Here is a 24,289-nt window from a genome sequence, read left to right as displayed (position 1 = left end):
GCTGGCTGACACCGCCGCCCGTAGCGCGTGGTCTCACGTCGTGCCACCGGCAGCGAGGATCCGGCGGGCGTTGCGGACAACCGCCTCGTCGATCATCCTGCCGTCCTCGTCGGTACAGACCGCCTGTCCTGCGGCAAGGGCCGCCTCGAAGCACGCGACGAGTCGTCCGGCCCGTTCGACGGTCTCCGCAGACGGGGTGAAGACTTCATGAACGACGCCCAGTTGCGCGGGATGGATGCACGCACGCGAACGATAGCCAAGGCGGCGCAACCGCTCGGTGGAACGGCGCAGGGCATGCAGGTCGCGGTAGTCGGTCGACACAGGCCCGACGGGGGGAGCGATCCCGGCGGCGGCCGACGCGAGCACGACTTGGGTGCGGATCGCGAGGAGTTCCGATTCATCGTCGCCGGGTTCGATGCCCAGTTCCGCGTACAGGTCGGCCTCGCCGATCTGTAGTTGCGTCACCCGGGGGGCGCGCGCGATGGCGGGGGCGGCGAGGATCGCCGCCGCGTCTTCCAGAAGCGGGGACACCTTGGTCCGGCCCACGTCGAGGCCTGCCTCGTGTTCCCGCTCGGTGAGCACGCCGTGTAGTGCGTGCAGTTCGTCGAGGCCCGCGCACTTGGCCTGACATAGGCCGCGCAGGGCTGGAGCCACAACGGCACGGGCGTCGATGAGGCCCGACACGCCAGGGTTGACGCGGACCCAAATGGCGCAGCACCCTGCGGGGTTCTGCCTGGCCAGCCACCGCGCGACTCCGGCGCGGGCGGCGGATTTGCCCGCCGCGGGCACGGCGTCCTCCAGGTCGACGATGATGGCATCCGCCCCCCGGGACAGCGCCTTGTCGAGCATCGCGGGCCGGTCACCGGGCACGTAGAGCCAGGAGCGGGCGCTCACCCGGCCCCGCTGCCCGCTCGAGGGAAACCTCGACCCTGCGAAGCCGCAGGCGGGCGGGCATCGGGCGCCGGGGGGACGTTGTCGGTGGCGGTCATCTGTCTCCTCGCGGCGCGCGCGGCACCGATCGCGGGCGGGCGGGTCGCCGCGGGCCGGGGCCCGCGGTGACCGGGTCAGCCGGCGTGCTGGATAAGGACGTTCGCGTCGATCAGGTCAGCCGGCGTGCTGGATACGGACGTTCGCGTCGATCAGGTCAGCCGCCGTGCTGGATACGGACGTTCGCGTCGATCAGGTCAGCCGCCGTGCTGGATACGGACGTTCGCGTCGACGAGGTCGCCGACGACGTATACGTAGAAACCGGCCGCGACGTCGCCGAGTTGGGCGCGCAGCCACATGGCGCTCCACTTGGCGGCCGTGTCGACGGACACCTCCTGGGGCAGAGTGGGGACGCTGGCGTCCGGCAACGCGCCGACCGGGTTCTGCGTATCGGTCAGCCCGTAGTGGTTCGCGCCGTCGAGCACGACCAAGGCCTTGGACGCGCCGCTCATCGCGTCATAGGTGGCCTGCCCGGCCGCGAGTGTCGCGCGTCCGTCGACGGAACCCTGGACCAGCGCGACCGGCACTCCCGCGGTCTCGATCGGATCCGCGCCGGGCACGCCCGGCGCGGTGGAGTTGGTCCCGAACAATGCGGCCGCGCGCAGTTGCGCGGGCCTGGTGTAGGCGGGATCGACGCAGAACGGAGGCTTGCAGGTCCCCTCGACGGCGTACAGTGCGGCGACACCGCCCGCGGAGTGGCCCAGGAGCACAAGACTCGCGGTGTCGACGCCGCCCGCGACGGGCGACCCCGTGCGCAGGTCTTCCGCCGCCATCCACGCGGCGGCGTCGTTCACCTGCTTCTCCTCGGCGAAGAGCATCGGCCTGCCGAAGATGAGGCGCGTGTGGTCGGGGACGACCACGATGAAGCCGTACGAGGCCACGGTTCGGGCGTAGCGGGCGTAGTTGGCGCGGGAAACGCCGGCGCCCTGCAACAGCAGCGCGACCGGGTATCGGCGGCCTTGAGCGTGTTGTGGGTGGTAGACCGTGGCGGGGTCACCGGCCAGTGCCACCTCGTACTCCCCCACGCCTGTGATGCGATCCGTGGCCGCGATGGGTGAACTCGTGGCCGCGGTGCGGGTGGGGCCGGCGGCGGCCGGGCCGGTGGCGAGGGCGCCGACCGTGACGGCGGAAGCGAGGCAGGCGACGAACGCGTGTCTCGCACGAAGGGTCAGTGCCATGGAGTCCTCCCGGCGATGGCGGAACGGCGCCGCGACAAGCACGGCAAGCATGTTTCCCCTGTGGAGACATTGTTCCGCTTTCAGTCACGAGTATTAAGCGCCCGCCGATCGCGAGCGTCAAGGGGCGCGGCCGGGAATCCGCAGTATCGGCTCTTGTTTCGGCACGTACCACACAGTAGAACTATGTTTCCTTCATGAATACGCGAGGCGCAGGAAGCTTCGGAGACATCTGCTGAACCAGCAGTGCTGGAAGGGCGGTTGGTTAATGATCCACCCTGTCGAACCCCCACCCGACGAAGACGCTCGAGTCGACGCCGCCCCGCCCGTGTCCCCACTCACCGGGACGCCCGCGTCGGCCGCCGCACCGGTGATCGCCGCGTTCGGCGCGGGACTGACCGTCGGTGCGCTGATCCTGCTGGGCGACGCCCTCGGCGGTGTCGTCGGCATGCCCGTCAAAGCGGTGCGTTACATGCTGCTGACGACCGTACTGCTCACGGGAGTCACCGCAGCGGCGTCCCAACGCTGGCTACACGCCAGGGATTCCCACCGGCTCAGCGGCGCGGGCGGCGTCCTCGCCTGTGCTCTGCTGCTGGTCGCGGCGCTCGTTCCCACCGTGACCGTATTCAACGCGGCACTGCTCACGGCGGGCCTCCCGGCCGGCTGCGCGGTGGCAGCGGCGCGGCGATCCCCCGCCCTGCGCGAGCGAGCCACCGCACTGTGGTATGCCGCCGTCCTGTCGGGTCTCGCGGGATCCGGCCTGGTGTGTGCCGTGTTGCCCGACCATCCCGAGACCGCGCTCGCGATCTGCGCAGGCGTCGCAGGAGCGCTCCACCTCCCCCTCGTCGTCGCCGCCGCAGGGGGACGGCCGGCATCGGTCCGCATCGCCGGCGCCACTTCCCCCCGGCCGAAGGCCGTGATTCCCAGATCCCTTCTGGCCGGTTACGCCGGTGCGGCATTCGCATTCGTCGCGACGACCGTCGTCCTGACGGACCTGCTCCTGTTCCGCTGGACGATCCTGGGCCCCGGCGTCCCGTGGAGGTACGCGGGCGCCTCGATCGTCGCCGCGCTGGTCCTCGCTGTACAGGCGGCGCGTGCCCGTCGCGCCCCCGTTGCGGTGGGCGCGCCCGTTCTCCTGGTGGCCGCCGCGACCGGCTCGGTCCTGGTGGCCACCGCCCCCGGAAGTCTCACGGCGGTGCTGGGTCTGGGCGTCGCTGCCGCGGCGAGCGCACTTGCGGCGGTTCGTCTCGACGCCCGAGTGCGGGTCCTCGACCCGGACATGCGAAGTTCCGGCCCTGCTTCCTGGGCGTTCTTCGGTGCGGTCGCCGCCGTCGTCTGCCGTTGGGCACTGGGTCGTTTCCTGCCCGCGGCGGACGCCTCGGTTCTGCTCGCCGTACCCGTCGGGGTATCGGCCGTGGCGACCGCGTACGGCGTACGGTCCCCTCGGGTGCGGGTGGCTGTCGGCGTCCGCGCACCCGCAACGGGAATAGCAGCCGTGTTGGCTGCCTCTATGGTCGCCGCCGCCCTGCTCGGCCCGGGGACCGTCCCGGTTGCCCACGCCGCCGAGGTGCCCACCGTCGAAGTCACGGCGACCAATGCCTTGACCTCGGGACAGAAGGTGACTGTCACCGGGCACGGATTCCGGCCCGGACTGCGGGCGGTCGCTGTCGGACAGTGTTCCGAGGGATACAGCGGCCCGCGCCAATGCGACCTGACCGCTGGCGCCACCTTCGTCAACGTCGACTCCCACGGCCGACTCCCCCACGTCGTGCTGACGATGGTGACTTCTGTGCACGGCGTCGACTGCCTCACCCGCCAGTGCGTGATCGGCGTCGGCCCCCTGCCCGGCTCGAATCCCCAGGCGCTGGTGGACGCCAACACGGTCAACATCCGTCTGGGATTCACCGGCGGCGTCGTCCAGGGCGAGGCCCGAACGAGCATCGCCTCCGAGAAGAGCGCCGCTGCGGCCGAGCATCCGGGCGCAGACGACGCCTCACCCCTGCTCTGGTCGCTCACCCTCGGGTTCCTCGTCGTGTGCCTGGGCACCGCCCTGCGGGTCCAACGCCGCCGTCCCGTCGAGCGATCCGCCGACACCGTATGACCATCGCCCGTTCACCACACGACACCGCCGCCCGCGAGCGGCCGGAAGGGGACCGAGCAGATGGGTTCGCATGAGCACGGCTGGTGGATCCTCCTGCACGTGGTGCTGTTCGTCTTCTGGCTCGGGGGGGACCTGGGAGTGTTCTGGTCGAGCCGCTACGTGTTGCGATCGGACCTGACGCCCGCGGCGCGACACACCGCCCTGCAGATCATGCTCGGCCTCGACCTCGGTCCGCGGGTCTGCCTCGTGCTGTTCCTGCCGAGCGGGGTCACCCTCATGGCGCTGGAACCGCACGGAGCAGACCTGTTCACGTGGTGGAACGTCACCTTGGTTTGGGCGTTCGCGCTCGTCTGGCTCGCACTCACTGTGCACGAGCACGTGCGCCACGGCAGTCGACCTCTCATCCCACTGATCGACCGTTGGATCCGATTCGCCGTCGTGGGCACCATGTTCGCCACCGGGCTGTACACCGTCGCCGCGCACGAGCCCTTCGGCGTGACCACCAGTCCGCGCTGGCTCGGCGTCAAGGTCATGCTGTACGCGACCGCCATCGCCTGTGGTCTGGGCATCCGAGTGCGCCTGCGCCTGTTCGGCCCCGCTTTCGGCGAACTCATGTCCACAGGTTCGAACACCGACGTCGAGCAGCGCATCAAAAAGTCGATCGACGGCTGCCTGCCGTTCGTGTTCGGCATCTGGGTCTCGATCCTGGCCGCCGCCGCCCTGGGCATTCTCAAGCCGGGCGCGCATCTGTAGGCCGGCGCGGCGTTCGCGCCCGAGCCGCCCGACCGGATCATCGGCTCATCCATTGCCGCTGTCGTAGCCGAACTCGGCCGACAGACGGCGAGCGGCGGCCACCACTGCGGGTGCGCAGTCGTTGAGTCTGCTGCGAAAGCGGGTTTGCGGGCCGGCCACACTGAGTGAGGCGATCATGACCCCGTCGTGGTCCAGTACGGGTGCGGCCACGGCCACGGCGCCGTCCTGGCGTTCGCCCACCGACATTGCGTAACCGCGTTTACGGATCGCGGCGAGTTCCTTGCGGAGTTTGTCCGCCTGCGTGATGGTCTTGGTGGTGAGTGCCTCGAGTTCGCGGTGCTCGAGGTATCCGTCGATCTCACTGTCGCGCAGGAACGCCAGCATCGCCTTGGAGGAGGCACCCGCGTGTAGCGGGTAGGGGGTGCCCAGGATCACCTCGATGCGCAACTCCTGCGCCGGCACGACCTGGTCGACGTACAGTCGGGCGTCGCCGCGGCGCACCGACAGTGTCGCGGTCTCGCCGCATTCGTCCGCCAGCCCGCGCAGTTCGGGGGCTGCGAGCAGTCGCAGGTCCGTGCGCGCCAGGTAGGCGCGGCCCAGCGCGACCGCTGCGGGCCCGAGGGCGTAACGCCGGGTGGTGGGGTCGGCGCTGATCAGACGACGGGTCCGCAACGCGGCGAGGATGCGGTGGACGGCTGCTTTCGTCAGGTTGAGTTCGGTGGCGATCTCGGTGATGCCGAGGTCGGGCCTTCCGCAGCGCCCGAACAGGAGCAGGACGTCCATCGCGCGTTCGACAGCGGCGATGGACCTGCTGCCGACTTTCTCGATGTCCAGGGTTGTCGACGAATGCCCGTCCACTTTTTCCTCCTTCGAATCCGGATGTCGAGTGTACCGCGCGCCGTCAATTGGTTTCCCTCTGCGGAACGCCGTACGCCATCCGGAGCTTTTGTCCCGGGACGGGCGAAGGCCCCGCTCCGCCGCGGCGGGAGCGGGGCCACGTCTCAGGGCGCGGTGCGTGCGCGCCGCCGACGCAGCACGAGGACGGCGGCGCCGCCCATGACGATGACGGCGCCCGCCGCGCCGAGGGCGATCGCCGTCGTGTGGTCCGAGCCGCCGTCGTCCTTCGTCGCGGTGTTCGTGCCGCCGAGGGTGAGGACGGGGGTCGGGTTCTGTGGTTCGCACGGGACCTGGATCGTGCGTCCCTTGTAGGCGACGTCGAGGAGGAAGCGGCCGGGGGTGACGGTGGTGCGTCCAGTGCCGGTGATGGTGGCCTTGCCGGTCATCTCACCGATGGGCAGTGGGCTGCCGGGTTGGACGGCGGGGTTCTTGCGGGCGCTGGTCATGGTGACCGTGCCGTTGTGGGCTCCGGCGAGTGCGATGGTACCGGTCGTCTGCATGGAGTCGGCGTCGTAGGAGGACGGTCCGGCGAGTTGCGGGACCGGTTCGGACTTCCACGTGAAGGTCACCTCCTGTCCGGCGGCGGGCGTCTCGGGTGTCGCGGTGAGGGAGACGGTCACGGGGGCGGGGATCGCACCGGCGAAAGGTACTTGGCACGTGTACTGGAGGGTGCTTTGGGTCGCGTGGGCGGTCGGTGCCGCCGCGAGCGCGATTCCGGCGCCGGCGAGGGCGCACAGTGTCGCGGCGGTGATTACGGGCCGGGGTCTGATGGCGGGCTCCTGGGATCGGTCGGCCGGTGGACGGCCAGGCGAGGGACGATGAGGGTGTGGACGGGAGTGCGGACGGGAGTGCGGCGTACGTTCAGTGCTCGCGGAGCAGGCGTCCGGCGCCTTGGACTGCGTCGGTGATGCCGTTGCTGCGCAGTGCCAGCCACCAGGTGGCGGCGTTGATGGCGATGACCGGTTTACCGAGCCATCGTTCGGCTTCGTCGGCGAGGCGGATCATGGACAGATTGGTGCCGCACTGCACGATGGCGTCGACGTCCGGGGCGTTCACCTTCATCAGTGCGGTCCGCAGGGTGTTCTCGTCGACGTGGGCGATGGACACGGCGGTGGGGCAGCGCAGGCCGTGGACGGTGGCCACGTCGAAGCCGAGTTCGGTGAAGAACTGGTAGACGTTCGCGTCTCCGACCGGCTGGTAGGGGGTGACGACGGCGATGCGTTTGGCCCCGTACAGTTCCAGCGCTCGTCGGCAGGCCTCGGCGCCGGTGGTGACCGGCAGGCCGGTGATGCGCTGGATGTGGTCGACGAAGGCGCGGTTGCCTTCGACGCCGCCCCAGAACGTCTCGGCGGACATACCCATCACCACGGCGTCGGGCTCGCAGGTGAGTACGCGTTCGCAGGCCGCGCCGATGCCGGCGCGGATCTGCTCGAGCAGGCGGTTCATGCCCTCGTCGCCGTTCATGGCCTGGTCGCGGATGTGGATGCGGCCGAAGTGCGCGGTGACGCCTGGGACGGACATCGCGTAGAAGTCCGGTTCCACGATGGTGTTGGTGCTCGGGGCGATCACCGCGAGTTTGCGGCGCCAGCCGAGCGCGTCAGTCATGTCGTCGACTTCCTTTCGGTACGGGTTCCGGTGTGGCAAGACGCGGCGGATGCCGCGATCGTGGGGTCGCCCGTGGGAAGACGTCGGCGGGCCAGCCGTCCGCATGCCCAGGCGAAGGCCGCCTGAGTGAGGGTGTTGCAGGACTGCTCGATCCACTGCAACGTCACCGACTGGTCCGGGCGAGAGGCCAGCGGGCCGAGGGCGAACATGCCCAGGAGCCAGGTGCCCAGGAGTGCCGCCGAGGGAATGTCGTCGTCGGCTCGGGCCAGGATGATCAGCCGCACGGCCGTAAGGGTGCTCATCACGACCGTCAACAGCAGGACTGGCCAGGTGGTGCGCAGCGCGGCTGCGGCCGTGCCCATGGCGGCGGACAGGGCGAGGAACGCCCACAACGGAGGTGGCCGGGACGCGCCCTGTCCGCTGCGGGTGGCCGGTGTCCGCCCGGTCGGTCCTGCCGAGAGCGCGGCGTGCGCGAGCAGGGCGAACCCGATCCCCAGGCAGGGGAACAGTGCCTTCTCCAGCCACTGCAGGTCCGGTCCGTCGAGGGCGAGGGTCAGCTTCCAGGTGGCCTTGGCCAGGCCGCCCGCGAGGATCAGGCACACCCCGGCCGCGGCGCGCCTGACCACGTCGGGGGCCCGGCGCGTGAGGTAGGGCACCAGGAGCGCCGCTCCGCCCGCGGTCAGGAGCACCGGGACGAAGTCCTCCAAGGCGAGCGGGAGGGGGTAGTGGGTCATGGGCGGCCTCCGGTGCCGGTGTCGACGGTGGTGGTCGGCGTGGCGAAGGGGTCGCGGTGGCGGATGGGCGCCAGGGCGAATCGGCCGAACGCCTTGCGGCGGGTGAGCCAGGCGACCCGGCCGCCGTTGGGGACGCCGGCGAGCACGCGGTCGGCGAGCCAGGGGGTGACGGTCTCCACCCGGTCGGCGAGCAGGCACAGGACCTTGCGCGAACGCGCGAGCTCTCGGTCGGTGTATCCGTGGGTGAGAAGGTCGGTAACCACCACGCCGGGCGAGAGGTGGCCCACCCGGACGTCGCCGAGGTCGGCGGCGGCCACCTCCTTCGCGAGTGCGTCGGTGAGGTAGGTGACGGCGCGTTTGGTCGCCCCGTAGCCGGTCAGGCCCGGCAGCTGGCGGCCGTCGGACCCGAAGCCCTCCATGTTCCAGAGCCGACCCGACCGCTGCTCGCGAAAGCCCGCTAGGGCGACGGCGGATCCATGCGCGACGCCGAGGAGGTTCACGGCGACGACCGTGTCGATCTCGGTGTGGGGCAGGTCCCACAGCGGTCGTCGGTGGGTCGTCACGCCCGCGTTGTTGATCCAGATGTCAACCGCGCCGAATGTCTGGGCCGCCCGATCCCACAGTTCCTGGAGGCGGGTACGGTCGGTGACGTCGGCGGTGACGGCGAGGAGGCGTCCGGGTGCCGCGGACAGGATTCGCACGGCGTTGTCGGTCGACGCGGTGCTGCGGCCACACAGGGCGACGCGACAGCCCCGGTCCAGGAACGCGCGGGCGAGTCCGAGACCGACGCCTCGGGTGCCGCCGGTGACGACTACGACGGGGCCCGCGGATTTTCGTGTCACGCGGTGTCCTGGCGGGTGAGTGTGCCGTGCAGGACGCCGGTGAGTCGATTGCCGTCGAAGAGTTCGTAGGCGACGGCGAGGACGCGGCCGGTGTTCATGCCGGGTCGGGTGTCGACGACGAATTCGCGGCCCTTGACTTCGATCGCACTGTTGGTGAAGTGCCAGTGGGGGAAGCTCGCCCGTCCGAAGGCTTGGGCGTTGCCCCAGGCGTCGGGGCCCTCGATGAAGGAACGGGTGCCGTCGCGGCGGCGTTCGACGGTGAACCGTCGTTCCACCGCGCCGGACCACGTGGTGTGCAGTCGGGTGCGCAACAGGTCCAGGGGTTCGACGTCGACGCTCACGTCCACGTCGCCGAGGAACTTCTGCTCCTCCGACCAGAGTTGGCACGTACCGGCGTATCGGGCGGTCTCCTTGGTGGGCAGGATGAACGGCACCGGGCCGTTGCCGGTCTCCTCTTCGAGGAAGGCGGTGACGGACGCACGGGTCTCGCTGTTGGTGTCGAAGTCGTCGGTGCGCCGGTAGACGCCGTTGAAGCAGCCGACCACCGCCCAGCCCTGGTAGAGGATCGAGGAGTACACCTGGGTGTCGCCGTCGGCCAGGACCTGATTCCAGGTGTTGAGTCCGACCTGCCAGCCGGGTCCGTAGTAGCGCGCGTCCACGAAGGATCCGTACGGCTGGCCGCTGCCGTGGAAGTCGGGCCCGGTGTAGAGGCGGTCGGCGTCGGAGTCGACCACGCCGAAGGCGAAAGGGGCGCCGAGCCGCAGTCGGCCGGCGAGCGGGCCGCCTCCGGTGAGGCCGCCGTCCATGCGGTAGGTGGTGGTCCCGTCCTCGTAGATCGACGAGCGTCGGATGTCCTCGTAGCCGCACCAGGTGCCCTTGGCGTCGAACAAGGACGGACGGCCGTGCCATTCGCCGGCGATACGGCGCTGCCACCCACTGGGACCGGGGGTTTTCGCGGTCGGGGAGGTGGGGTCAGTGGTCGTCATGGGTGGCTTCCATCGCTGGGTGGGGTGGCTCGTGGTCGGGTCCGTGCTGGAGCAGGTGGCGCACGATGTCGGTGTCCTTGTCGCCGATCAGCCGGGCGACCTGGTGCCATACGGGATCGACGTCGGGGTCGAACAGGACGGCGCGAAGCGCGTGGTCGCGGGCGATGGAGTCGGTGTCGGCGAGGGTCGCGGCCACCGGGGCGGGCAGGACCTCGCGGACGAGCCGCAGCCAGTGGTCGAGGTAGGCGTCAACAATCGGGTCGATGGCGAGGAAGGCGTCTTCGGTGGCGCGGCGGACGAACATCCACGGGGACATCACGGCGTGTTGGCGGGGCCCGATGGCGGCCTCGCTCAGACCCGGAATGTCCTGGCCGCGTTCGTACCAGGGCGTCAGCGGGCCGTAGGTGTGGTCCATGTAGGCCAGGTGCACGGCCAGGTCGACGCGGGGAACGAGGTCCAGGTGGAAGGCGTATCGCCCGTTTGCGGCGACGGAGTCGAGGGTGAAGTGCGGCAGAGCGGTCGCGGACGGGCCAAACGCGAAGATCATGTGGCTGTCCAGGCCGATCGTCGGGGCGGTCAGGCCGATGTAGACGGCGTGGGCCACGCGGGTGCCGCGGAACAGGCGTACGGTGCCGACTGGTTCGGGGGACGCCGGGCTGTGCAGGGTGCGCCAGGGTTGCCCCGGCGGCCCCTGGGGTGCCGTCGTTTCGGTGAGGTCGGTCGCCTCGACCAGGCGATGCAGCAGGCTCAGGCACAGGCGCGCGGCCGGGGTGGACGGGGCGGGATCCTCGCGATTGCCGCTCATGTGCGCTCCGTGAGGTGGTCGGTGTCCGCGGTGGGGGTGCGCGGCGCTTCGGTGTTTTCGTCGGCGGGCTGTGCCTGGTCGCCGGCGCCGGGGATGCCGGGGGTGCCGCCGGCGCCGGGGATGCCGGGGGTGCCGCCGGTGCCGCCGGCGCCGGGGGTGTCGGTGGTCGTCGCCGGGTCGGCGTCGGGTCGTTTGCGTGCCCACGCTCGGCCCAGTCCGGGGACCTGGCGGCGCCCCGGTGAGGGAATGACCGTCGCCGTGGTGCGTGCGTGGTCGTCGCCGACGACGGTGTCCTCGGCGCCGACCATCCAGCCCATGGCCACCAGTTCGCGGCGTCTGCGGCGGTAGGCGACGGAGATGACGTCGGACTTGAGGTGGAGCTCGGCGCCGAGGTCCTCGGGCAGCAGCTCGGGGCGGACGCCGTCGACGACGGGGGCGTCCTCGTCGAAGATCCGCATGACGCGCTTGCGGGCGTTGTTGTCCGCCCAGGTCCCGGTGAAGAAGTCCCGTAGGGCGATGAACTTCACGAGTGTGGTGGTCTCGTTCACCGGGATGTTGGTGTCGTAGATAATCATGTTGCCGAGCGGCAATCGCACGTGGAGTTTGATCAGGTTGGGCAACATCCATCCGGCCGTGACCGCGACGGGGGGTCGTTCGGCGAGGCTGCCGGCACGTTTGTACAGACGTGACCACAGGCCTCCGGCCGCGGGTGGGTGCAGGTTGACAGTCGCGAACGCAGACCATTCGTCGGGTTCTTCGAGGGTGTACTCCTCGACCTCCGGGCGCTGCGGGTTGCCGAACGATCCGGCGTGCACGAACGGTGTGTGGGCGATGTCGCAGCCGTTCTCGAGGATCCGCTCGTAGTTGCTGTGCCACAGGAACTCGCCATGGACGGCGCGGTAGCTCCCGCCGTCCTGGACGAGGTCGTCGAACTCGGGCCAGTGCGGTATCGGCGGACGTTCCTCCTCGGGGAGGTCGCCGAGGAAGACCCACAGCAGTCCGTAGCGTTCGGCGGTGGGGTAGGCGTCGACGCGCGCCTTGCGGGGGATGCCCCGGCCGGGCTGGTTCGCCGGGATCCTGGTGGCCGCGCCGTCCGGCCGGTACTCCCAACCGTGGTAGGGGCAGACCACGCAGTCGCCCGCGAGTCGTCCGCCGGACAGTGCGGCGCCACGGTGGGCGCACAGGTCGGACAGGCACACCGGCTGCCCGGACGTATCCCGGTAGATCACCAGCCGCTGGCCCAGACAGGTGATTTGGCGTGGCGTGCGGTCGACGCGTTCGGTGAACTCGACCGCGTACCAGAAGTTCTTGAACACTGGTTGCCTCCTCGGCTCGTGTGCGGTCTCGGGAGGGCCGCGCGGGCGGCCTCCCCCGTGCCGTGCGGGGTTGGGTCAGCGTCGGCCGGCGACGAGGACGTGGGAGCCTCGGTCGTGGTCGGCGAGCGCCTGGATCCGGGCGCGCGCCCGGGTGTCGTCGCGCAGGTGGGCCAGACAGAACGCGTCGATCAGGGCCGCGAGTTGGGATCGGATCGCGTCCGCGTCGACGTCGGGTCGCGGGGTCTCGAGGAAGCCGCGCGCGGTGGTGTCGTCGTCGGAGTCGGTGATGGTGAAGTGTCCGGCGCCGCGCAGGACGACGTGCAGGTGCTCGCCGGCGGCGTCGGTCAGGGAACGGGCGAACGTGGCGGCCACGGGGTCGGCCGTCGTGGTGGCGTAGCGGCCGGCGCTGGCTGCGATGACGTCGTCGTGTTCGGCGGAGATCAGCAGGACCGGGGCGTTCGTGTGGGCGGGCAGGATCGTGTCGGGTGGCCAGCCCAGGAACGCGGCGGGCCGCAGGTGTGCGGCGTAGGCCACGACCGCGCGTAGGCCCGGCAGGAAGCCCGCGGACTGCAATGCCAGGGTGCCTCCGGCGGAGTGGCCCACCAGGGCGACGCGGTCGAGGTCGAGGCGGTCGGCCAGGGGTGTGCCGGAGTCCGCCGCCGCGATGCGGCGCAGCTCGTCCAGCAGTGCGCCGGGCAGCGGTGTGGTGGGGCCGTGACCGTAGCCGCCGGGCACGATGGACGCCGGGTCGAGTCCGGGCCCGGTTCCGTGGCTCGCGCCGGGCAGGGCCCCGACGAAGTCGGCGGTCACCGCGACGAGTCCGGTTCGGGCCAGGCGGATCGCGAGCCATCGGTAGGCGTCCTGGCCGACGTTGATGCCGGACAGGAGGATCACGACGGGGTACGGAGCGCCTTCCGGGTCCGCGGCGAGGACGCCGGTGAGGCGTTCGGCGTCGGTATCCTGCGGCGCTGCCGGGTAGTACACGCGCAGGTGTGCGGTGTCCAGGGGCGGTTCCTGGCCCGGTACGCGGACCGCCCCCCACAGCGACCGCACCCGCCGCGGGCCGGGGGCGCGGGTGGCGTCGGGGCCGGTCATGCGCCGGGCCGGGGCAGTTCACGGTCCCCGCCCCACAGGGCGCGGACCAGGCGGTCGGTCGTGTCCCGGCCGAAGTAGCGCTCCCCCATCACGTTGGCGGGGTCGCGCTGGGCGATGTTGCGGCGGATGGCCAGGTCCCGGGCGGCCAGTTCGGCGCGCTCGCCCCGGGGTACCCGCGGTGCCTGGTCGACCCAGCCCAGCCAGCGGTCGACGTGCTCGTGGGTGAGCCGGGACACCAGGTCGATGTGTTCGAGGGTGGTGGGCATGGAGTAGCAGTAGGCGGTGGGCGACAGGCTCGTGCGGATGAAGGCGGCGCGGCTGGTGAACCAGCTCAGCTGTCCGTATTCGTCGCGGATCTTGAGCCATTCCTCCTCGAGCGACGCGTAGTACCGGTCGAAGTAGTCGCCGTCGGCAGCGAGTTGGGTGCGCGGGACGGAGTCGAGATAGAACCAGCCCTGCGGCCAGACCATCAGTGCGATGCCCAGGTGGGGGACGCGGATGTGGGGTCCGAGCCACACGGTCAGGTGCAGGTTGGCGAAACTCGCGGACGGGTTGCCCAGCCACGAGTGGACCATCCAGTCGACCTCGGGGCCGGTGTAGGCCGCGACGCTGCCGCCGGGCCCGTCGGGATGGTTCCCGTAGGTCTCCAGGTCGTGGGTGGAGGGATCGCGGGTGAGGGTGAAGCGGGCGTCGATCTTGGCCTTGAGTTCGTTCAGAAGTCCCTTCCAGACCAGGAACGTCTCGGTCACGTCCACGACGGGTGAGTCGTCCAGCATGTTCTCGACGCGGCGTACCGTCTCGGGTGTCATCGCGGTCCTTTCTCGACACGTGCTGACTGTTCGGGTGAAGGCTGGGTCACCAGCGCGTCCAGGAGGTGTCGGGGGCGGCCGTCGACGAGGTCGGTGCCACGGGAGACCAGGCGGTTCGCGGCGAGCGCGGGCCGGATCTCGGCGGTCGTGGCGCGGCCGGCCTGGGCGGTGACGACGGGGTGGCTGATCCGGCCGGTGAACGGGCCTTGCCAGGTGGTCCACAGAGTGAAGTCGGGCGACAGGGCGAAGATCCCGCCCGGTGGTGTCGGCAGCGAGGGACTCTCGCGTCCGGCTGCGACGAGGTTGATCCGGTTCTCAGCGGCGCGTTCGGGCAGGCCGAGGGTGAACTCCCAGGCTTGCGCGGGCGCGTACGGTGCCGCGATGACCTCGGCGCCGGCGATCGCGGCCAAGCGTGCGGTCTCGGGGTACAGCAGGTCGTCCCCGACCAGCACCGCCAGCCGGCCGAACGGAAGGTCGACGACGTTCAGCGTGTCGGCCGGGTCGCGGGTGGTCCACGATCGGTGTCGTGCGCTGCGGTGCAGCCGGGGCTGGATGTGGACGATGCCCTCGGGGCCGACGACGTAGCCCAGGTGTGCGTCGCCTTCGGGTGAGGGGAGGCTGAACACGGCGTGGGTGCGGCCCCCACGCAGGGCTCGGGCGATCGCGGTGCGGGCGTCCGCCGCGAGGACGGCGTCGAGGCGCGGGAACGAAGCTGCCGGGGCGGAGTCTTCGCGGGGCGGGTGGCCGGATGTGGGGAAGGGGAAGAGTTCGGGGAGTACGACCAGGTCGATGCCGTCGGCGACGGCTTCGCGCAGCAGGGCGGCCGCGTCGCGCACCGCTTCCTGGGCGGTGCCCGCGGGATGGACGATTCGCGCGAGCGCGCGGTCGGCGCCGGTTGGGCGGGGCGCGCGGGAGTTGGGGGCTGCGCTGAGCTGGGCGTACACGTGTGGCCGTCGGGAGGCGAACAGGTCGGTGCCGTCGGGGCGGACCTTGTCGTCAGCGAGGGTGATGTCGATGTCGGCGACGACCACGGCGTCGCCGGTGGCGGGCGCGCGGGCCACCACGCTCCCGTCCGGTGCCACGATCTGGCTCTCGCCGGCGCCGTGGAGGCGGTCGAGGGGGATGCCGAGTCCGGCGGCGACGGTGACGGCCATGTCGGGGGGCACCAGCGGGCCGACCTTGTTGGCGGCGATCACCCACACGCGGTTTTCCGCGGCGCGCACCGGGACGTGCAGTGAAGCCTCGTCGGTGGCGAAGGAGTTGAGGCTGTTGAGCAGCAGTCGGGCTCCGCGTACGGCGAGGGAGCGGGCGGGCTCGTTGATGACGCCTTCCATGCAGGCGTACAGGCCCACGGGTCCGAACGCGGTGGGCACTACGGGTGTCGTCGCGACGGCGTGGTCGAGGAAGTCGTTCTCGGAGCCCATGAGGATCTGCTTGTCCGCGAGGGCTAGGACGCTGCCGTCCGGACCGTGCAGGACGCCGGTTCCGCAGGTCCGGCCGTCGGGGTGGGCGTAGGTCACACCGGTCTTGACGTAGACGCCGTAGCGTGCGGCGCGTTCGGCGATCGCGGTGAGGAAGGCGTCCCCTTCGCGGCAGGCGAGTCGCCGGGCGTCAGCGCGGTCGGGGTACCAGGACAGGTGGTTGCAGAACTCCGGGAGCACGACGATCCGTGCTCCGCGTCCGGCAGCCTCGTCGATCGCCCTCAGGCAGGCGGCCAGGTTGTCCGCCCGGTCCGTGCCCACCGCGAACTGCGCTGCCGCGACTTTGACCGTGGATGCCGTGCCGTGCTCGTTCATGGAGCCCCCTGGCAGCGTTCCGAACCGGACCACGCCGGTTCCTCTAGCGGAACAGTGTTTCCCGAACATACACTCGCGGCCTTCGGTGCAACAGATCACCGGGGGTTACGAAGAGGTATCGCGGTGATCGTCCACACCGTCCCGACGCGGTTCGCCGACCCGCGGTCAACCGACCGCGCGGTCATCGACGAGTAGTGCTGACGCGCCATCAGTGCACGGGTTCCGGGTGTGTCGGCGGGTACGCGTTCGCCGGCGCCCCGGGGCCTCCGGGGCGAAACGCCGCGGCCGCGTAGACGGCGCACGCCTGGGTGTACTCGGCCAGGCCCATGTCGCCGTACTCCCGGCCGTGGCCGCTGCGTTTGACGCCGCCGAACGGCACCGTGAGCGCGAGCCCGGTGCGGTTGTGCGTGTTGATGAAGACGAACCCGGCCTCGAGACGGCGACCGAACGCGAACGCCCGATCCTCGTCCGCGCTCCACACCGACGCCGCCAACCCCAGTTCGCCCGCGTTCGCCCGCGCGAGGACCTCCTCCTCTGCGTCGTACGCCAGCACCGGAACGGTCGGCCCGAATTGCTCCTCGGCCACCACGGGTGCCCGGTCCCCGGCCCCCGTCAACAGGGTAGGAGCCACGAAGTAGCCCGCGTCCAGCTCCGCGTCCGCATGCACACGGCCCAACGGGATGGCCTCGGCGCCGCGCCGACGCGCGTCGCGGACCAGGGCTTCGACCCGGTCGCGGGCGGCCGCGGTGGCCACGGGGCCCAGCGTGACGCCCTTCGACAGCGGATCGCCGAGGACCAGGGTGCGCTGCGCGGCGTCGATGTACGCGTCGGTGAAGTCCGCGAGCCGCGCCCGGGGCACGTACAGCCGTTTGGCGGCCATGCAGACCTGACCGGACGTGGCAAAACTCGCCATGACCAGCCGGTCGAAGTCCGCCGGGGCGAGCCGGGCGTCGTCGAGCAGGACTACGGGGTCGTTGCCGCCCAGTTCCATCAGGGTCGACGTGAGCGCGCCGGCCGCCGCGCGCCCGACCGCGCGGCCGGCGGCGCCCCCGCCGGTGAACGCGACCTTGGCGACGAGGCCGTGGGAGACCAGACACGCGGTGGTGTCCGCTGCGCCGTGCAGCACGGCGAGCACGTCCGCGGGCAGGTGGGGTGCGAGGAGTTGGACCCACCGGTCCACGACCGACGGCGCCAGCGGCGAGGGTTTCACCAGCACCGTGTTGCCCGCGGCCAGCGCCGGGGCGACCTTGAGGGCGGCGAGCACGAGGGGAGCGTTCCATGGGGTGACCGCGGCCACCACACCGTAGGGTGCGTGACGCACGAGCAGGCGCCCGGCGTCGTCGTCTCGGCAGGTGTCCGCGAGCACGGTCGGCGCGCGGTCGGCGTACCAGCGCAACACGGCCGCCGCGAAGCCCAGTTCGCCGTACGCGTCGGCGAGGACCTTGCCGGTCTCGCGGCTGAGCAGCACGGCGAGGTCGCCGTGCTCGGCCTCGACGCCGTCCGCCGCGCGGCGCAGTGCCGCGCATCGGTCCGCGACCGGGACGAGCCGCCAGCGGTGCCAGGCGTCGTGGGCCCGGCGGGCCGCGGCGTCGACGGACGCCGCGTCGGCGGCGGTGACCCGGGAGACGACCTCGCGGTATCGCGCCGGGTTCTCCCGCACGATCTCCTCGCCCGTGGTCGGATTCACGCCGGCGCCCGCACCGACGCGATCATGGACGTGTGCAGGAGGTGCGCGCGGGCCCGTTTCGGGTCGGCGGCCAGGGCACGCAGTTCGGCGCGGTCCCGGTCGCGTAGCAGCGGATCGGTGGTGCGCAGCCGCTCGCGGTTGCGGTGCGCGCTCTCACCCACGAATCGGGCCGCAATCGTGTGCCGGTGTTCGGCCGCCTCGTCCAGCACCGTTTCCGGTTCGCCCGCCAGCAGTCGGGTCAGCGCCGACGTCAGGGCGACGGCGTCGTGGATTCCGCTGTTCATGCCCAGGCCTCCGAGGGGGTTGTTGACGTGGGCGGCGTCGCCAGCCAAAAGGGTACGGCCGGCGCGGAACCGCGACACGAGGCGTTGGTGGACCCGGTACACGCTGGTCTCCACGACGCGCCAGTCGCGGCTCAAGTCCGCCACGGCGCGCAGGCGTGCCTGGATCCACGCCGGATCCGGCTGCTCCTCCCGGTCGTCGGTGGCCCGTGGGACGGGGATGAGCACGCGCCAGTGGTCCGGGGTGCGCAGCAGGACGAGCCATTCCACCGGGTCCATGACGTAGGTAACGAACGCCAGGTCGGGCAGCACGCGGGGAAGGTCCTCGTCGACCGAGACCACCAGGAACCGTTCCGGGTAGGTGCTGCCCTCGAACGGCAGGTTCAGGGAACGTCGGACGGCGGAGTGCGCGCCGTCGGCGGCGATCAGCCAGTCGGCGCTCTCGTGTCCGCCGTCGGCCAGCCGGATCTCCACTCCGCCGGGCGTGGGGACGACGTCGGTGACGCGGTGACCGAAGCGCACGTCGGTGCCCGGGAGTCGGCCGAGTGCGTCGAGCAGCAGTGGGGTGAGTTTGCTCTGCTCGCACTGCAACCGGTACGGGTAGGGCGTGTCGTCGGCGAGCAGCCCCAGGTCGAGGTCGGCGACCACTCCGTCGACCCGGTCCCGGTATTGGAACACCGGCGCCACCAGGCCGCGTTCGTGCAACGCGTCGCCGATGCCCAGGTCGGCGAGCATCTCCAGGGTCGGCGGGTGGAACGTGGACGCGCGCGACTGGGCGGACAGCGTCGGCCCGGCTTCGAGCACCGTGACGGGTAGACCGCGTCGCGCCAGCGCGAGTGCGGCGGTGAGCCCGACGGGACCGGCCCCGGCCACCACGATCGGCTTCATGCCCGGTCTCCGGTCGCCGGGGCTCGCCGGTGCAGGGCGTGGCCGTGCTCGACGCCGACGACCTGCGCGCCGGTGAAGAACAGCAGAGTCTCGTCGGTGCCTTCGTCGCCGAGGCCGGACAGGCCCCAGGCCGGGCGGGGCGTGTCCATGTGCAGGCTCAGCACGCTCGACCCGTTGACCTTGATCTCGCCGGTGCGGATCGCCCGCGCCGCGGACAGTGCCCATTGTTCGTCGGTGCCCCACACGTATCCCTCGAGTCCGTAGGGCCCGGCGTCGGCCAGCGCGATGCCCCGCGCCGTCGACGCGCGGTCCCCCGGTCCCGCGCAGGCGTAGGTGTGGACGGTGGCGACCGGTCCGAAGATCTCTTCCAGCGCGGCCTCGGACGGCACGCCGGTGATCAATGTCGGCGCCAGGTGGTTGCCGCGCTCGGGGACCTTGGTCCAGGTGTGCACGGTTCCGCCGGCGCCGGTCAGTCGGGTGACGGCGCCCTGGACGCGGTCGCGGTGCGCGCTGTGCGCGAGCGGTCCGAAGTCGGTGTCCGCGTCGAGCGGATCGCCGACCCGCAGGTTTGCGAGTTCGTCGCCGACGGCGCGCATGAGCGGGTCGTACAGATGGGTCGGGACGATCAGGCGTCCCAGGGCCCTGCACCACTGGCCGTTGAGCGTCGTCAACAGGTCGACCACCGCGCGGGCGGCGGCCCGTACGTCGGCGTCCGGCATGATCAGAAGCGGGTTACAGCCGCCCAGTTCGAGCTGGGCGGGGGCCAAACGGCTCGCGCACGCCGCGGCGACGCTGCGACCGCCCGCCGTTCCCCCGGTGAAGGACACGGCTGCGACGCGCGCGTCCCGGGCCAGCGCGGCGCCGGTGCTCGCGTCGCCATGCAGCAGTTGGAACGTCGCCGGCGGCACGCCGTGGTCGGCGAGGACACCGGCCAGCACCTCGGCGAGCAACTGGGTGCCGTACGGCGCGAACTCGCTCGGTTTCAGCAGCACGGGGCAGCCCGCGGCGAGCGCGCTGGCCGTCTTGTGCGCGGCCATCGGCGCGGGCGCGTTCCACGGCACCAGGCACAGGGCCGGCCCCCGGGGCCGCCGGTGGACCTCGACGGCGCGGCCGTCGGGCCGGACGCGTTCGCCGTAGAGCACGCCCGCGCGCAGGCGGGCGGCGGCCAGCCGGAAGGAGCCGGCGACGATCGTGCCCAGCGGTGTGGTCTGGGTGATCGGCACGCCGGTGGCGAACGCCTCCAGCGCGCTGATCTCGGCCAGCCTCGGCTCCAGCGCGTCGGCGACGGCGTCGAGGACGTCCGCGCGCGAGACGGAGGTTGCCCACGGCCCGGCGGAGGCGAGTTCGGCCGCGGCCGCGAGGGCGTCTTCGACCCGCCCGGGGACGCTGCCCCGCGCCGGGCGCAGCGGTCGTCCGGAGGCTGGGTCCTCCAACACGAGGCCGGTGTCGGCGGTGCACGCGCGCCACGACCCGGCGACCAGGTCGCGGGTGGGGGCGGGGCTCGTACCGGCCTCGAGTCCGCCGTGGCCCGGGCCGGTCACGGGGCGACCACCGCGAACAGGTCGTTCTCCAGGGCGGTGGTCACCATTTGCGCCGCCTCCAGGCGTCCGCGTTCAGCGGGGAAGGTCATGACCAGGCCCATGGCCAGGTCGCGGAAGGTTCGGCCGATGACGCCGTCCAGGGTGGCTCCGGATGTCCCGCAGGCCTTGAGGGCGCCGAGCGCGACCGCGAACGCCGACTCGCACACGGCGCCCTTGCCCAGGCGCCACTGGCGGTGTTCCTCGGCCTTCGTGCGCAGCGGGGGTTCGGAGGTCTCCAGGTCGAGTTGGCGGCGCACCCACAGGTAGGCGGTCTCCAGGTGCTGCGTCATGTCGCCGATGATCACCTGGTGCATGGGGCTGGAAGCGACCGGGCGGCCGGTGTCGGCGAAGGCCTTGGTCGTGGTGCGGCGCAGCGCCTCGTCGTAGACGTGTTGGGCGGCGCCCACGTATACCGCGGAGATGGCGAGTTGGTTGCCGACAAAGCTGCCCCGGCTGACGCGCAGCATGCGGCTGAACGCGCCGGGGACGGTGAGGGCTTCGTCCGCGGGGACGAACGCCTCGCGCAGCACGATGCCGTGGTTGGCGGATCCGCGCATGCCCAGGCCGTTCCACGCGGGGCGGGCGGTGACGCCGGTGGTGTCGCGCGGTACCAGGAACAGGGCGAGCCCGTCCGCGGTGTCGTCGCCGGCGACGCGCGCGGTCACCAGGTAGGTGTCGGCGACGCCGGTCGCGCAGCCGAAGGACTTTTCGCCGTCCAGGTGCCAGCCTCCGTCGACGGGGTGGGCGGTGGTGGCGATGGCGATGTTGGCGCCGGCGCTCTTGGCTGACTCACTGGCGAAGTTCGCCAGCCAGGTGCCGCTGGCCATGCGGGTCAGGATCTTCTCGGCGAACGCCGCGACGACGGGGCTCTCGTCGTCGGTGAACAGGCCCGCGGCGATGGCTTCGAGCGGGAGCAGGCCGCGGGAGGCGCTGGTGTTGTGGAAGAAGAACGCGAGTGCGGTCGAGGGGCACGCGGTGCCCATCGCGTAGGTCGCCGCGGCCAGGTCGCGCAGCGTCCCGCCGAGGCCTCCGTAGTCGCGCGGCACCACCAGGCCCAGCAGTCCGGCGTCGCGCAGCAGGCCGACGTGCCCCGCGGGGAAGGCACCGGTGGTGTCAGCGCGTTCCGCCGCGTCCCGCAGCGCGGGCAGGACTGCTTCGACGCGGGCGGCCCGTTCGCGTTCCTCGGGCGAGAGGGTGTCGATCAGTCGCTGGGCGGTCAGTGTGGGCGGGCTCTGTCGGGTCGGCGGCATGGGGGCCACCTGCGCTTCGGACATCACGTAAAGGTTCCTTCCGTGGACGGGTGGCGCGGGGTCTCGGCGGCGCGCCGTCAGCAGGCGGTGCGGTAGGTGCGGGCGGGTAGTTCCGCGCCCCACACCCGCTCCAGGTCCGCGGCGGCCTTCAGCAGGGCCGGACGGTCAGCCGAGCCGGCTACGTCGAGGCTGTGTGCCAGGTAGAGGAGGTCTTCGGCGGACAGTCGACCGTCGATGCCGCCCAGAGTCGTGTCGAACAGGTGGATGCCACTCTTCATGGCGGTCAGGGCGTTGACCATGCCGAGGCCGTGCTGTTCGCGCAGCCCCACGCGCAACGCGACCGTCCCCGTCGCCGCGAGCGCGTCCTGGACGAGCAGGCGCACGGCGATGGGGGACGTAGGGTGCGGGCCCTCGTCCAGGCACATCTCCTCGCAGCCCAGCGACGCCGCGCGAGCGACTCGGGCCAGGACGGCGGGTCGCGCGGCGGGCGCGAAGGCGTCGGCGACCCGCAGTGCGACGCCGAGGCCGCGCGTGTGGGCGGCCTCGGCGATGCGGGCGAGAGTACGGTCGGCGTCGTGGGGTGTTTCCCGCCAGTGGACGCGTATCTCGACGGTTCCCGCGCCGCGTCGCGCGGCGGCGGCGACCTGGTCGGGGGTGTCGACCAGGGCGGAGGCGGTGCCGTGCGGGGGCGCGACGTCGCTCTCGTCGCGGCCTCTCGCGTCCGCGCCGCGCGCGGGGGGCATGCGGGGCGCGAGTCGGACCCGTACCCCGGCCTCGCGCAGCGCGTGGGTGAGCCGGCTGACGTCCGCCTCGCCCGTGCCGCTCGCGGCGAGTCGGCCGGTGAGGCCGACGTCCGCGATCTCGATCCGCTCGGGAAGGCGGTCCGCCAACTGGCCCCAGTCCCTGGAGTGGTAGAGAAGCGGGGGGATGGCGCGCGGGGTGGCGCATGCGCGGATCCGACCGACGAAGATGGTGTGGTCGCCGCCGGGGTACGCGTGTTCCACGGTGCAGTCGAGCCAGGCGACGCAGTCGGCCAGCACCGGCGCGCCGGTGGCCGCGATGTCCCAGTCGGAGCCGAGGAAGCGGTCCTGGACGTGCGGTTCCATGCCGGCGAACCTTCGCCCGAGCAGCACCTGGTCGCGGCCCAGGATGTTGACCGCGAACGCTCCGCTCTCCTGGATCATGCGATGACTGTGGAGCCCGCTGCCCAGACATACGGACAGCAGCGGAGGGTCCAGGCTCACACTGGTGACCGAACTGGCGGTCATCCCGTGACGCACCCCGTCGGCGACGGCGGTGACCACCCCGACCCCACTCGGCCACTGCGCGAACACCCGCCGCAGGTCCTCGATCTCGACGCCGTGCACAACGCCCCCTCATACCGTCCGGCGGTCCCGCACCGTACTCACGGCTCATGTTCCACTGAAGGAAACGCCGTTTCGTTGAATGTAACGACGACGGCGAAGCGATGTCAACGCGGATCCACCCCGAGGCGGTCACGGCACGGATCGCGCGACCTTCGGACGAGGGGCGGCGCGAACCCGCCACCCCCTCCTCTTGACGTGGGGACGCCCCCGGCCTATCAATATGCGTAGGCGAAACTTCGTTCGCTTAAGCGAAACTTTGTGACCACTCCTCCGGTACGTGCGCAGCAGTCCAGCCGCTCACTGCGGCCCGCCGCCCCACAAGGAGCTCCAGTTGAACGTCACAGCACGGTTGCGCACTCGCATCGCCTGTACCGCCACCGCCTCCGCCCTCGCCGCGGCCATCGGCATCCTCGCGGCACCGCAGGCCTCGGCCGACGAACCGCCTCCCGGTGTCACCAAGGTCGAAAACAGCGTGGCCGTGCAATGTGCCGCGTTCGTCTACCACCGCAGCAGCGACTGGTACTTCCCCGCCGGAACCCCCAAGGGCCTGGTCTGGCTACAGCACGGCTTCCTCCGCGCGAACGACCAGCTCACCGACCTCGCCGGCAAATACGCCGCTGCGGGGTTCGTGGTATTCGCGCCGACCCTGCCCTCGGCAGACCTGTTCGGCTGCACCGTGTCCAACCTCGGCAACAACACCGCGTTCCTCAACAACGTCGCCGACCTGTTCGGCAACGCGTCCGACCCCGACGGCAGACTCGCCCGCAGCTTCGCCGACGCCCGCGCGCGCGCGGGTCGACCCGGCCTGGCACTGCCGGGCAAATTCGTCTTCGCCGGCCATTCGGCCGGTGGCGAAGCCGTCGCGTACACCGCCAACCGCCTGCGCACCACCTATCCCGCGGCGTTCGCCAGGCTGAACGGACTCGTCCTGCTCGACCCCGTCAACTCCTTCACCGGCCTGAACATGGCCAACGCCCTCAACGGCCTCGCCCCCACCCCGCTGCCGATGGCGGCGATCTCCTCACCCCCCTACACGGCAAACAGCAACGCCTCAGGAACCGTCGAGCTGACCACCGACGTACACCGCCCGTTCCTCGGCGTGCGCCTGACCAGCGGCTCGCACTGCGACGCCGAAGGCGCCAGCACCAACAGCCTGTGCACCGTCCTCAACGGCACATCCCAGCCCCGCAACGTCGCCGCACTGCAAACCTTCGCGACCCGATGGGCCGTTGACTTCGCGGACGGCACACACACCGCCTCGTACTACCCGGGCGGCAGCTACTATCAGTCGCTGCACACCTCCGGCGTGGTGCAGACACTCTCGGGCAGCTGACA

Annotated in this window: 21 protein-coding genes; 3 read left to right on the top strand and 18 right to left on the bottom strand. The window is 71.5% G+C overall.

Annotated elements, in window-relative coordinates; genetic code table 11:
* Positions 1-33 precede the first annotated feature (33 nt).
* On the bottom strand, positions 34-894 hold the full coding sequence (locus tag AC0Z36_RS04705) for an HpcH/HpaI aldolase/citrate lyase family protein (protein ID WP_485461386.1): 861 nt from the start codon (positions 892-894) through the stop codon (positions 34-36).
* A 290-nt stretch (positions 895-1,184) separates the two neighbouring features.
* Entirely contained in the window at positions 1,185-2,165 is a 981-nt protein-coding gene (locus AC0Z36_RS04700; RefSeq protein WP_485461385.1) for an alpha/beta hydrolase family protein, read from the bottom strand.
* A 325-nt stretch (positions 2,166-2,490) separates the two neighbouring features.
* Here AC0Z36_RS04700 and AC0Z36_RS04695 point away from each other — a divergent pair, with 325 nt between their 5' ends.
* Positions 2,491-4,263 (top strand): neocarzinostatin apoprotein domain-containing protein, encoded by a 1,773-nt coding sequence (locus AC0Z36_RS04695; protein WP_485461384.1) that lies wholly within the window; start codon positions 2,491-2,493, stop codon positions 4,261-4,263.
* Between the two features lie 60 nt (positions 4,264-4,323).
* Positions 4,324-5,016 carry a hypothetical protein gene (locus tag AC0Z36_RS04690; protein ID WP_485461383.1) on the top strand — a complete coding sequence of 231 codons (693 nt, stop codon included), beginning with the start codon at positions 4,324-4,326 and terminating at the stop codon, positions 5,014-5,016.
* 45 nt (positions 5,017-5,061) lie between these two features.
* Here the strand turns inward: AC0Z36_RS04690 and AC0Z36_RS04685 are convergent, their stop codons facing one another.
* The 16 genes from AC0Z36_RS04685 to AC0Z36_RS04610 form a co-directional block, all read right to left on the bottom strand.
* A complete protein-coding gene (locus AC0Z36_RS04685) occupies positions 5,062-5,874 on the bottom strand; it encodes an IclR family transcriptional regulator (protein WP_485461382.1) in 813 nt (270 codons plus the stop codon).
* 143 nt (positions 5,875-6,017) lie between these two features.
* Entirely contained in the window at positions 6,018-6,533 is a 516-nt protein-coding gene (locus AC0Z36_RS04680) for a hypothetical protein (RefSeq protein WP_485461381.1), read from the bottom strand.
* Positions 6,534-6,774: 241 nt separating this feature from the next.
* Complete coding sequence (locus AC0Z36_RS04675) at positions 6,775-7,518, bottom strand: maleate cis-trans isomerase family protein (protein WP_485461380.1); 744 nt, start codon at positions 7,516-7,518, stop codon at positions 6,775-6,777.
* Complete coding sequence (locus tag AC0Z36_RS04670; RefSeq protein ID WP_485461379.1) at positions 7,515-8,252, bottom strand: hypothetical protein; 738 nt, start codon at positions 8,250-8,252, stop codon at positions 7,515-7,517. Before AC0Z36_RS04670 ends, AC0Z36_RS04675 begins: the two co-directional genes overlap by 4 nt.
* Complete coding sequence (locus AC0Z36_RS04665; RefSeq protein ID WP_485461378.1) at positions 8,249-9,094, bottom strand: SDR family oxidoreductase; 846 nt, start codon at positions 9,092-9,094, stop codon at positions 8,249-8,251. The genes AC0Z36_RS04670 and AC0Z36_RS04665 overlap by 4 nt, the downstream gene beginning before the upstream one ends.
* Positions 9,091-10,080 (bottom strand): hypothetical protein, encoded by a 990-nt coding sequence (locus tag AC0Z36_RS04660; protein WP_485461377.1) that lies wholly within the window; start codon positions 10,078-10,080, stop codon positions 9,091-9,093. The genes AC0Z36_RS04665 and AC0Z36_RS04660 overlap by 4 nt, the downstream gene beginning before the upstream one ends.
* Entirely contained in the window at positions 10,067-10,885 is an 819-nt protein-coding gene (locus AC0Z36_RS04655; protein ID WP_485461376.1) for a hypothetical protein, read from the bottom strand. The genes AC0Z36_RS04660 and AC0Z36_RS04655 overlap by 14 nt, the downstream gene beginning before the upstream one ends.
* On the bottom strand, positions 10,882-12,201 hold the full coding sequence (locus AC0Z36_RS04650; RefSeq protein WP_485461375.1) for an aromatic ring-hydroxylating dioxygenase subunit alpha: 1,320 nt from the start codon (positions 12,199-12,201) through the stop codon (positions 10,882-10,884). The genes AC0Z36_RS04655 and AC0Z36_RS04650 overlap by 4 nt, the downstream gene beginning before the upstream one ends.
* A gap of 75 nt (positions 12,202-12,276) precedes the next feature.
* Positions 12,277-13,296: an alpha/beta hydrolase family protein gene (locus AC0Z36_RS04645; RefSeq protein ID WP_485461374.1), complete on the bottom strand. Its 1,020-nt coding sequence runs from the start codon at positions 13,294-13,296 to the stop codon at positions 12,277-12,279.
* The gene (locus AC0Z36_RS04640) at positions 13,293-14,105 is read right to left on the bottom strand and encodes a hypothetical protein (protein ID WP_485461373.1); all 813 of its coding nucleotides are present in this window, start codon (positions 14,103-14,105) and stop codon (positions 13,293-13,295) included. Before AC0Z36_RS04640 ends, AC0Z36_RS04645 begins: the two co-directional genes overlap by 4 nt.
* Entirely contained in the window at positions 14,102-15,901 is a 1,800-nt protein-coding gene (locus AC0Z36_RS04635) for a carbon-nitrogen hydrolase family protein (protein ID WP_485461372.1), read from the bottom strand. The genes AC0Z36_RS04640 and AC0Z36_RS04635 overlap by 4 nt, the downstream gene beginning before the upstream one ends.
* 208 nt (positions 15,902-16,109) lie before the next feature.
* Positions 16,110-17,588, bottom strand: coding sequence for an aldehyde dehydrogenase family protein (locus AC0Z36_RS04630; RefSeq protein WP_485461371.1), 1,479 nt, complete (start codon positions 17,586-17,588; stop codon positions 16,110-16,112).
* Positions 17,585-18,757, bottom strand: a complete 1,173-nt coding sequence (locus tag AC0Z36_RS04625) for an FAD-dependent oxidoreductase (RefSeq protein WP_485461370.1) — start codon at positions 18,755-18,757, stop codon at positions 17,585-17,587. Before AC0Z36_RS04625 ends, AC0Z36_RS04630 begins: the two co-directional genes overlap by 4 nt.
* On the bottom strand, positions 18,754-20,298 hold the full coding sequence (locus tag AC0Z36_RS04620; RefSeq protein ID WP_485461369.1) for an aldehyde dehydrogenase family protein: 1,545 nt from the start codon (positions 20,296-20,298) through the stop codon (positions 18,754-18,756). The genes AC0Z36_RS04625 and AC0Z36_RS04620 overlap by 4 nt, the downstream gene beginning before the upstream one ends.
* A complete protein-coding gene (locus AC0Z36_RS04615) occupies positions 20,295-21,611 on the bottom strand; it encodes an acyl-CoA dehydrogenase family protein (RefSeq protein ID WP_485461368.1) in 1,317 nt (438 codons plus the stop codon). Before AC0Z36_RS04615 ends, AC0Z36_RS04620 begins: the two co-directional genes overlap by 4 nt.
* Before the next feature lie 53 nt (positions 21,612-21,664).
* Positions 21,665-22,954 (bottom strand): flavin reductase family protein, encoded by a 1,290-nt coding sequence (locus tag AC0Z36_RS04610; protein WP_485461367.1) that lies wholly within the window; start codon positions 22,952-22,954, stop codon positions 21,665-21,667.
* Between the two features lie 331 nt (positions 22,955-23,285).
* Here AC0Z36_RS04610 and AC0Z36_RS04605 point away from each other — a divergent pair, with 331 nt between their 5' ends.
* Positions 23,286-24,287 carry an alpha/beta hydrolase gene (locus tag AC0Z36_RS04605; RefSeq protein ID WP_485461366.1) on the top strand — a complete coding sequence of 334 codons (1,002 nt, stop codon included), beginning with the start codon at positions 23,286-23,288 and terminating at the stop codon, positions 24,285-24,287.
* The last annotated feature ends 2 nt before the right edge of the window (positions 24,288-24,289 follow it).

This window comes from Kitasatospora sp. UYEF31, assembly GCF_057291755.1.
Note: the sequence above shows the minus strand (reverse complement) of the source record. Positions and strands in the feature narration are given on the sequence as shown.